This is a genomic window from Aquibacillus albus (genome assembly GCF_016908325.1).
GTDB classification, from domain to species: domain Bacteria; phylum Bacillota; class Bacilli; order Bacillales; family Amphibacillaceae; genus Aquibacillus_A; species Aquibacillus_A albus.
The window spans coordinates 25,709-36,298 of the sequence record NZ_JAFBDR010000034.1 but is presented as its reverse complement, the minus strand read 5'-3'; the positions used below and the strand labels follow the sequence as shown (position 1 = coordinate 36,298).

The following is a 10,590-nucleotide window of genomic DNA, read 5'->3' as shown; positions in this document are numbered from 1 at the left end:
AGATGAACTTTTTAAAAAGCGATTTTAAGAGTTTTAGTTAAGGTCGGTCTTTTTTACTTAAAAATGGTGGTTGACTTATTTACCATTATACGCTGGCACCACCCGAACTTTAGCGAAATATGTCGAAAGGGGTCAGACCCCTTTCGCTTTTTTTGCAAATCGATTTTAGTTCTTCTCGCTTTTGTAAAGGTGTTTTTTACAGTGTTTTTACGTTCACTTTATTGTTATTGAGGTTGGGTACTCATATGATTGTTTTAGTAATGGCTTCAACAATTATAGGAAAATAGGAGTGAGAAGGATGAAGATTGCAATTTTCACGGATACGTATGTACCTGATGTAAACGGAGTGGCCAAAACGTTGCAGCGCTTTACCAATTATCTGTCGGACCAAGGACATGAGTATCAGGTTTTCGCACCGAAAAGTACGAAAGAGTCAAAGTTTACTAGCCAAGTGCACCATTTAACGAGTTTACCCTTCTTTATGTATCCTGATTGTCGGTTTTCGATTCCAAACTTATTCCAAGTAAAAGCGGAGATATTGCGCTTTCAGCCTGACCTTATTCATATCGCAACACCTTTTAATGTTGGACTCTGCGGTTTACGCTATGCAAAAAAATATAATATACCAATTGTCGGCTCATATCACACAGATTTTGATAAATACCTTTCCTATTACAACCTTGATATACTTTCTAAACCTCTCTGGAAATATTTCCACTGGTTTCACCGACCAATGCAAAAAATTTTCGTTCCATCAGCAGATACATTGTATACCCTTAAGCAAATGGGATTTACAAACCTAGAAATCTGGGGACGGGGTGTAGACACAACACTTTTCCAGCCTACCATGGATAATTACCTCATTAGAAAAAAATACAACATTAAGGAAAAATATATATTAAATTATGTTGGTAGAATTTCTCCCGAAAAGAATGTTGAATTATTACTGGAAATTAACGCAGTTCTCCCGAAGCATCTATCTGATCAAATTCGATGGATAATCGTTGGAGATGGCCCGTCAAAGCCAGAACTAATGAAGCAAGCACCAGCAAATATGACTTTTACTGGTTACTTACACGGAAAGGATCTTGCTGACGTGTATGCTGCATCTGACTTGTTTGTTTTCCCATCAGCAACGGAGACCTTTGGCAATGTTGTGTTAGAAGCAATGGCCTCAGGTACTCCGGCAATTAGCGCAAATTCTGGCGGAGTGGTAACCATCATTAAACACGGAAAAAATGGTTTTCTTTGCGATCCAAAACACCCAGAACAATTTGCCATTACCATTGAAAACACCATAAAGAATAGCGAAATACTTGCGACCATGTCTTCTCAAGCTAGAGCCTATGCCATAACCCAAACTTGGGAAAGCACCTTTGACAAACTAATCGCTGCCTATGACCGTGTATTAGAAAAGGAAGAGAATGTAGTGAAGAACGCTTGAAACTGGTCCCTGGAAACACCCGGATTATGTCGAATCCTCTCGCTGCTTAAGCATTAAAAAATCAAACCCTAGTCGTGCTTACGATTAGAGTTTGATTTTTTCTTTCTTGTTTATCAATGGCCTTCCAACAGAGTAATATTCAATTCCTGCTTTTCTCATTACTTCTAATTGAAAGCAATTTCTTCCATCGAGCACGAACGGGGTATTCATTGTCAGAAACTTTTCAGGGGCAATCATTTTGAATTCATCCCAGTCCGTCAAAATTAGTACCGCGTCACTTCCCTTTATCGCATCATCCACACTATTGCTGTAGCACACATTCCGATTGAAAATTTTTTTTGCATTATTGATAGCAACCGGGTCATAAGCGACAACCTTTGCGCCGTATTCAATTAGTTTATCTGTCACAAAAATAGAAGAAGCTTCTCGCACATCGTCTGTATTCGGCTTAAACGCGAGTCCTAATACAGCAATTTTCTTATTTTTTAATGATCCATACTTATGAATGAGTTTATCGATTAAAAGTAGCTGTTGCTTTTGATTCACTTGGACAACTCCTTTTAATAACTCGAAATTATATTGAACATTGCCTGCAAGCTGAATGAGTGCTTTTGTATCTTTCGGAAAACAAGATCCGCCGTAACCAATGCCTGTTTTCAGAAAATGTTTTCCGATTCTCCTATCAAGGCCCATTCCTTCTGCGACATCGTCCACATTTGCTCCCACTCGTTCACAAATATTAGCAATCTCGTTAATAAAGCTTATTTTTGTCGCAAGAAATGCATTACTGGCATACTTAATCATTTCAGCACTACGAATATCTGTCTGATAAATTGGTACTTTGAATGGCTCATAGATAGCAGCTAAGCGATTGGCAGCATATCGATGCAAGTAACGGAATGCCCAATCTCATCTAGCACCACACCAGTAACCAACCCTACATATCCCGTACCAACTACAGCAATATTCACTCATAAATCCCTCCGAACATTCTCTGAAATTTAGTTACACCCCCATTGTACTTAGTTAAAGCAACGAATATGGCATTCTAACAAACAATTAACCCAAATTTAACACCGATTTCACACGCCAACTATTCGACAAAAAACCGCCCTTTTTCGGGCGGTGCAGGCACCAATTTCTATGATTCTCTCACCCAAACAATCATTTCCCCTGTCTTTCGATTTCCCCATAGGCTATAAGGAACCGCTTTGATTGTTACTTTTTCTACGTCAAAATCACTAGACTGATACAGGTCCTCTGATTGTGAAGAATCCACGATACGCTTTGCTTCTGCGGTTAGTGTCGTCATACCTCCAAATAAATCTGGATCAAACGCTTCCGTTACAGTTGCCTGTTTCGGAATAACGATATTCATTAAATCAGCTCCGTTGTCCACCTCTTCTAGACAGTAAACGACTGGTCCTCTTTGCAAAGCAATTTTCCCTGCATTTTGTCTTACTTTCGGGTGAGAGCGCATTTTCTTAACAGGCATATCAAGTACAAGCTCGATTTTGCTTCCTTTTTGCCACGTCTTGTTGATTTGAACATAACCGTTATTCCAATTTTCATCAATTGGATAAACTTCCCCGTCCACTTTTACGGTATACATATCACACCAGCTAGGAATACGAACATGGACACCACACGCTATTTCTTCCTCTGGATTCACATCAATCGTTATATTGCCGTCAAACGGATAATTTGTGGTTTGCACCAGCTGCACTTTTTTTCCATCAATAATAAAAGTGGAATCATTTCCAATATATAAATGAACGAAAAGATCTTTGTCCTTTTGCGTGTAAATATATTGACCAAGTGATGTCGTTAATCGAGCAATATTCGGCGGACAGCAAGCACAGCCAAACCACCCTACTCGTTCAGGCTCCACATGAACATGATCATGACGATAACTAGCTTCCTTTGGGAACACCTCAAGAGGATTTACATAAAAGTATTTCTCCCCATCCAATGAAATACCACTGTACACACCATTATATAAGGCTTTTTCCATAATATCTGCATACTTGCGGTCAACTTCTAATTTCGCCATTCGATGCGCCCAGAACACGAGCCCAATCGAAGCACATGTTTCCGCATATGCCACATCATTTGGCAAGTCATAATCGAGTGTAAAACGCTCTCCATGTCCTTGAGAACCCAAACCGCCAGTAATGTACATTCTTTTGTTCACAACGTTATCCCACAACGTTTTTGTATTTTCTAACAGGGAAGCATCCCCTGTTTCCAAGGCTAAATCAGCCATTGCACAATACAAATACATCGCCCGCACGGAGTGACCTTCTGCAGTTTCTTGATTTCTAACAGTATCATGCGCTTGGTGGTAATCCAATTGGAACCAGCGATCATCTTTTCCTAATGCAAATGTTTTCTCGTTTGTAAAAAAATCGTTATCCTTTCCACGTTGGTTAACAAAAAACTTAGCTAGCTTTAAATACCTCTCTTCATTTGTCACCTCATATAAACGAACCAAAGCCATCTCTACTTCAGGGTGGCCTGGGTAAACCTTCATCTTCCCAGGTTCAGGACCAATAATTTCATCAATATGATCGGCAAAGCGACAAACAACATGCAAAAGCTTGTCCTTACCAGTTGCTTGATAATAAGCGACAGCCGCTTCAATCATATGACCAGCACAGTACAGCTCATGCCCGTGCGAAAAATCCTTCCATTTTTGATCTGGCTTCGCTACTGTGAAATACGTATTCAAGTAACCATTATCTAGCTGGGCTTTTGCAATCAAATCAACCAACTCATCCATTAATTTTTCTAATTCAGGGTTCGGTTGGACCGACAAACTATAACTCGCAGCTTCAATCCATTTAGCTGCATCACTATCCTGAAAAGGCATCCCTTTGAATTCACCTTCTGCTAATCCCGCTGCAATTCGAAAATTTTCAACGGAATGGCTTGGAGGAACGTCTGGAATGTTATCATTAAGGGCATCCCATTGATAGGGAATGACCTTTTCTATAATCCGATTAATACGGTGATTCCAAAATCGATCATCGATGTTGATTTGCTTTAAATCTATTGATTTATTTTCTACTTTTTCTACCATTACAGTCACCTCATTTAATAGATTTATTTGATCGTTTATGCGCACCAGGATGGAATTTACTTTCAAAGTCACGAAGTTGCTATCATCTTTTGAACACGGTATGCGTACGAATCACCTCTTCATTTATAACGCTTTCAATAAACTTCATACTATTATTATTTCTGGTTCCCGTCAATATAGTAATAAGGACAAGTCACAGCTTGTCCCACTCCGTTTTCTTATACTTAATGGATTTTAAAAGTTTATTGATCCATTCTTTATCAAATTCTTGATACCTTTGTTCTTCTGCCCATGCTCTAATTTCCTCATGATCGGGATGTTTCTCATCATGATATACCTGAAGAAATGATTCATACCCAGGAATACCACCAACATCCTCTGGAGGAGCAGTCTCTTCACCATCGATAAGTGTTGGATAACCGTAGTAGTAATCCTCCACAACTTCCTCCAACGTAATATGAAACCTCCAGTCATCACCAAAATCATAAATGTAATCAAGCTTACCATATTTTTCAATAAATTTATCGATTTTAATCGTTTGAGGCTGTCGCACCGTTGTTTTCAAATTCCTTTCAATGATGCCTAATGGATCGTTTTCTTCATTTAATGGAACGTTTTTGTATTCAGATTTTAAAAATTTGTTTTCATCATAGGCTTCTAAGTCATTGGTTACTCTTATCTTTTCTTCTCGTATATCGAACATAAAAAGATGGTAAGCATCATGCGGATAGCCACTTTGAAAATTCGTTATTGTTTGAATCACATCATGCAGCCGGTTAAACGTCGCACCAGCTGGCATAATAACACGTCTCCAAATTAGTGGATCTGAATCCATCAATTCTATTTTCAATTGATATGCTTTCATTCCTATCACTCCTCCCGAATTGCAAAAACTACTATAGCTTTTTAAACGCCCGTCTTTCGGCATAAGTCACGCATTTATAGCAAACTAGAATCTTTTCTCCGTTATCATTTTCATAAGTTTGCGCTCTTTCCGCCTTCCCTTTGCAAATATAGCACTTTTTTCTTCCGAATAACCAACCTAGCATGAATAATGCTAACCTCCTATTCTCTTACTCTTATGTACTATATTACTACAAGTAAAGAAATGACACATTTATGACGGGTTAAGAAAAGGGAAAGCCCACACACAGGCTTTCCCCCCTTGATATCTTAATGATTGGCTAACTCAGCTACTTCTTCAGCTGTTAGTTTTCCATGATAAATTTGTAATTCATCCATTAAACCATGGTAAGGTGTATCCCACCAATTAACACCTAAGCTAAATTGGCTTTCTGGTGTTTTAAACACATCTGGAAAATTCGTCCCAGAAAACTTTTCTTCACCGTTAACATAAACCTTTATTTCACCATGATCAACAGTAAAGGCTAAATGTGACCATTCATTCGTGTTAATTTTTGTGTCAGTTCCTGCATCATACCAAGCATTTCCGGACCATAGCATCGTATCGTTATTAACAAAATCATGTCCTCTCGGTAATAGACTAATCCAGCTTTGCGGGTCATTATAACCACCAAAGAAGGTTGTAGTAAATGGCTGAACTGTTTCTGGATTAAGCCAAAGTGAAACGGAATATTCATTTCCTAAGATTAGGCCATTTGGCAATTTCACACCCGATGTTCCATCAAAGTAAGAAGCCTCACCAACTTTTCCATCCGCATAGGAAATTGTTCCGCCAGAATTATAAATTCGATCACCAGTCACATTTCCTGCTGCAAAGTTACCGGAAGTATCGACTAAGTTTCCTTCAAATTCATAATGGGCAAGCAATCCTTTTTCCCTTTCTGGCAGCACCGTTATTTCAAACGTCTTTGTATCGAAAACATCCCCTTTTGAAATAGTTGCTGTTAATTCTACCGTAGCTTCGCCGGAACCAGCTTCAGGTCTAGTTACAACCCCTTCTTCAGACACAATATCTGAATCGGAGGAACTCCAAGAAATTTCCGACTCCCTTGTACCTTCTGTAGGTAATGTTAAATCTGAAACAACCGCACTTGTGTCACCAAGAGATAAATCACTCTTAACAGCCTCGACAACCTCTTCATCTGTCCAATCTAGAATTCTACTGCCCCAAACCGCTACACCTTTTTCGGATAAAGCAGTAAAGGTCATTCGATAGCTTTCAGAGGTTGTATCCCATTGACGTAAAAATACCCCTTTGTATGTCTCACCATCAATCGTCAATTCAGCTTTATTATGTGCGGTCTTCTTCCACTTCCCATCGACTACACCAGTAACTTTATTATTTTTTTCTAACGTAATATACTCAGACTTTTTAAGCTCAGCAGAAATATCCTTGCCATGATTAATAAATTTATAGGTACCGATGATATCATCTCGATAAACTTTTTCCAGCGTTTCATCAGCATACCGGTATGGAGCAGCAACTGGCCATCCATCCTCATTCATAAATAGTTGATGCACACGAATTTGGTGCATTTCACCGGTTTGCGGAAAGCGAGAATGGAAAATTAAATATTGCTTCCCTGTTTCCTCATCATAGTAAGCAGAATTATGTCCTGGAGATACATAGCCTGTACCAATACCTGTTCCAGGATCACCAATTTTTCTTTCAAATAAGTAGTTACCCATCAATTTCACACCATACGGCTCTATCGAACGATCGTCAAAAAACGTACCTTCTTCCCCTTTTGCATCAATCATATTGTTGCCTTCTGAATCGTAATATGGCCCATCAGGATTTTTCGACCTTGCGACACGAATATTGTAACCTCCATCAGCCGTAAGTCCTCCATAGGAAAGATACATGTAATAATAATCTGTTTCTGGATTGTAAACAACGTACGGAGCTTCAATCCGGCTATGATTACCGCCTAAAAGCTTTTTTCCATAACCTTGACCAGGTATCGGCATGCCTGTTTCCGGATCCATTTCAAGAATGAAAAAACCTCCCGAATAAGAGCCGTACATCATCCATAGTTTTCCATCCTTATCAAAGAATGTGTGTGGATCTACAACATTTGGATGGACAGTGGCATCATAATTTTCAGGGAAGTGCTCATGATCGTAAGGAGTTCCATCTACATCCTCTTCCCCATCTCTCATCCCTGATTTTAAAATAATTCCTAAATCTTCATATGGACCTTCAATGTTATCTGCTACTGCAACCCCCATTGCAGATCTCGGGGAATCTCCACGACAAGCATTGTAGTACATATAATATCTACCATCTTCGAGCTGTGTAACATCTGCTGCCCACAGTGTATCTGTTTCAGCCCATTCAAACGTTTCCTTTAATTCTTCTGTAACATCTTCAAACAACCGGTTGTCTGAATCAGCCCCATCTTCCTCAATAACTTCCCACTTCATGAGATCTTTTGTTTTAGCTGCTGCGAGGTGAGAGCCAAATACATAATAGTAATCACCAGCTTTAATCACGGAAGGATCATGTACCGATGCATCTTCAAATACGGGAGTTACCTCCTCTGATTCGTTATGTGGATTCTTTTCGTTGTTAGCTGCACCATAATTCACGGGTGTTGCCATGGTTGAAGCCGGAACGAACAATAATACCACTAAAAATAGAACAAAGATTTTTTGCATGTGTTTCACGTCATCCTCCTTCTTATCCGTACAATTTTTGTAAACGCAACTACATTTACATGTAAAAATTAGGCTGATTGCTCTTTTTTTATCAGACTTCCCTAATCTGTACGTATAAATATAGCGCTTACATTTTAAAGATACAAGATAATCCCATCCCCGACAATGAGTCGATTGTATAGTTCGTTCGACATATTCATTAGAAATTTTACAAAGTTAGAAAAGTGGAAATAGGTAAAAAGACATATATGATCAAGAAAACGTCCACAAAAAATAGCACCATCTAATTTCTTATAGATAAGTGCTATTTTTCACTTGTACGAATATATGTTTTTTAAATTTTTATAAATAATTAGAACAGATAGTAACTGATGATAATCGTTCGGTTAAATCTAAACAGACATTCTTACATAAAAATCACAGCCAAGCCCGTAATCCTTCCTGTTCCACTTTCCAAGTCCCATCGTTTGGAAAGCCAGGGCAATTTTTCGATTCAGAGCCTTCCCAGCCTGATGCCATCATTGCAATTGCCGTCAGTAAAGCACCATTACCAGGTAAATAAACAGTTAATCCTTCTCGTTGATAATTATGCCCATTGACGAGATACGTGTTTTTCGTTTGATCCATCATCAAAAAATCAACCACTAGGCTTCTTTCACCTAAACGAGCGGCCGTCATCGCACACATCGGAAAATCCCATCCCCATGCGGTTTCCCATTGCCATTCGTCTCTTACTTTATATAACGTCTTCCGCATCTTCTCAGCATCAATCATTTTACCTGGTAAAACACCTAAAGCAGCTACCATTGATGGGTGATCATGATTTTTTGTTTCAAAAGTATCCGGACAGTGCTCATGAGCTAAATACACATCATCCTTATGTGGTGGCTCCGCTATCCGTTCAGCCACCTCTTTCCATTTCGTGTTTGCAGGAACACCTAATCTACCTGCCCACCTGATTGCAAGTTCTAACCCATATCTCCAATACTCTAACTCATACGGAGGATTTTTACTTACCTCCATGTCATGATTTTCCTGTGCCGGAATAAGCGGTGGCCCGAGTACATATCTGTCAATTTCTTCCTCCCAATGGGAATAGGAAACCATAAAATCCGCCGATTCAAACACGACATCCTGCCATTTTTCTAGCGTTTCCGTGCTTGGTTCGGATTTATAGCATAATTCTGCCAGCGCAATCGGATGGGGTTGCTGCCAGATTAGACCTGGCGCAATCGGAGAAGGTGTTTGTTCACCATTATGAGCGACCATTTTCGGCCACCTTGCCCCTTTGTAGCCTTGCGAGCTTGCCAATGCACGTGCCTTTGGTAAAATTTTTACATACCAATCCATACTTCTCATCAGTAGTTCTGGTCTATTCCACAAAGGAAAATGCGCCGCATGCCACCAGTGCATTTCTAAGTGAAATTTTCCAAACCAGCTATTATACATAAAGCCTGTTTCTTGTGGAGGAATCGAACCACTACTATGGATAGCGGTTACATATAAGGAAAGGATTATCCTTCTTTCCAGCTCATTAGCCCGTGGATCTGAACTTCCTTCAAAATGGATAAAAGCACCCTTTTCCCAAAAATCTGCCCAATGTTTTTCGTTAGTAGCAAAGATATCCGTATGATTTTTGGGGACAGGTTTTTGCGGGGCAAAGGCTGTTGTGAACGCAAATTCCTCAGATTTCTCATCTGGTGTCAATGTGTATTCATGGGTTGCCGTTTGTTGGAGTTCGCCAGCTGACCAATCCATTTGCACAAAATAACGCGTATCATCCATCACTCTTTGCCATGTGACAGAATGATCGGATTGACCAATTGTTTCTGTCTTGTGCCCTTCCACCTTCCATACAGGTCGAATTGACTTGGACCAGTCCTCATCTACCATGGACGGATTCGAAAAAGCCGTCGTAATTTGGAGTCTTTTTTCTTGAATCAATCGTGATGAAACGGTTACGGCGATGATGTCCTGTTTTGGATCACAAGCTGTCCGAACAGTTACTGGGGTACCGTCCACTTCAAAATAACTATGAATCGTTCCCGTCCACAAATCTAGCCTTTGATGGATTTGCTCTATGTTATCGATGGTTATTTCCTTTTGATCACGCGTTAAAAATCGAAAGCCGATCCGCCCTAGTTGTAGGCGATGGGGATTTTGTCTTAACCAATGGTATGCCTCCCCCTTATCACCTGGATGCATCGGATAAGTAACTGCTCTCCCCTTTGTATCATACGCTTGAAAATCAATATCTTCATTGGTATATCGGCTTGAACCTTCTGTTGAGTGCCATCCCCAATTCGACTGCGTGCTCAATGGTGTTTCATAAGCGTCTGGAAAGGATTGAAGTCCTGTCACGTCCACACTGAAGCCAAAATCCCCATTCCCAACCGATAATGGAGCTAATCGGTCTTTTTTAACAACAACGGGAGAATGTTTTTTTACAACTGACTGTCTATCCATCTCTACTCCTCCT

Annotated in this window: 7 protein-coding genes; 1 reads left to right on the top strand and 6 read right to left on the bottom strand. The window is 39.8% G+C overall.

Features of this window, described 5'->3' with window-relative positions; translation table 11 throughout:
- The first annotated feature begins 298 nt into the window (after positions 1-298).
- Entirely contained in the window at positions 299-1,444 is a 1,146-nt protein-coding gene (locus JOC48_RS19715) for a glycosyltransferase family 4 protein (RefSeq protein ID WP_204502128.1), read from the top strand.
- A gap of 84 nt (positions 1,445-1,528) precedes the next feature.
- Here JOC48_RS19715 and JOC48_RS19710 read toward each other — a convergent pair whose 3' ends face one another.
- The 6 genes from JOC48_RS19710 to JOC48_RS19685 form a co-directional block, all read right to left on the bottom strand.
- Entirely contained in the window at positions 1,529-2,335 is an 807-nt protein-coding gene (locus JOC48_RS19710; protein WP_204502127.1) for a nucleotide sugar dehydrogenase, read from the bottom strand.
- Positions 2,308-2,415 carry an NAD-binding protein gene (locus tag JOC48_RS19705; protein WP_204502126.1) on the bottom strand — a complete coding sequence of 36 codons (108 nt, stop codon included), beginning with the start codon at positions 2,413-2,415 and terminating at the stop codon, positions 2,308-2,310. Before JOC48_RS19705 ends, JOC48_RS19710 begins: the two co-directional genes overlap by 28 nt.
- Before the next feature lie 170 nt (positions 2,416-2,585).
- A complete protein-coding gene (locus tag JOC48_RS19700) occupies positions 2,586-4,526 on the bottom strand; it encodes a glycoside hydrolase family 127 protein (RefSeq protein WP_204502125.1) in 1,941 nt (646 codons plus the stop codon).
- A 193-nt stretch (positions 4,527-4,719) separates the two neighbouring features.
- Positions 4,720-5,391: a plasmid pRiA4b ORF-3 family protein gene (locus JOC48_RS19695; protein ID WP_204502124.1), complete on the bottom strand. Its 672-nt coding sequence runs from the start codon at positions 5,389-5,391 to the stop codon at positions 4,720-4,722.
- Positions 5,392-5,699: 308 nt separating this feature from the next.
- Positions 5,700-8,111: an arabinan endo-1,5-alpha-L-arabinosidase AbnB gene (locus JOC48_RS21615; protein ID WP_204502129.1), complete on the bottom strand. Its 2,412-nt coding sequence runs from the start codon at positions 8,109-8,111 to the stop codon at positions 5,700-5,702.
- A 417-nt stretch (positions 8,112-8,528) separates the two neighbouring features.
- Complete coding sequence (locus JOC48_RS19685) at positions 8,529-10,577, bottom strand: glycoside hydrolase family 65 (RefSeq protein WP_204502123.1); 2,049 nt, start codon at positions 10,575-10,577, stop codon at positions 8,529-8,531.
- Between the last annotated feature and the right edge of the window lie 13 nt (positions 10,578-10,590).

Bases quoted from the DNA above. Each gene is read 5' to 3' on its own strand.
- JOC48_RS19715 (WP_204502128.1), top strand. From the start codon at position 299: ATGAAGATTGCAATTTTCACGGATACGTATGTACCTGATGTAAACGGA.
- JOC48_RS21615 (WP_204502129.1), bottom strand. From the start codon at position 8,111: ATGCAAAAAATCTTTGTTCTATTTTTAGTGGTATTATTGTTCGTTCCG.
- JOC48_RS19700 (WP_204502125.1), bottom strand. From the start codon at position 4,526: ATGGTAGAAAAAGTAGAAAATAAATCAATAGATTTAAAGCAAATCAAC.
- JOC48_RS19695 (WP_204502124.1), bottom strand. From the start codon at position 5,391: ATGAAAGCATATCAATTGAAAATAGAATTGATGGATTCAGATCCACTA.
- JOC48_RS19685 (WP_204502123.1), bottom strand. From the start codon at position 10,577: ATGGATAGACAGTCAGTTGTAAAAAAACATTCTCCCGTTGTTGTTAAA.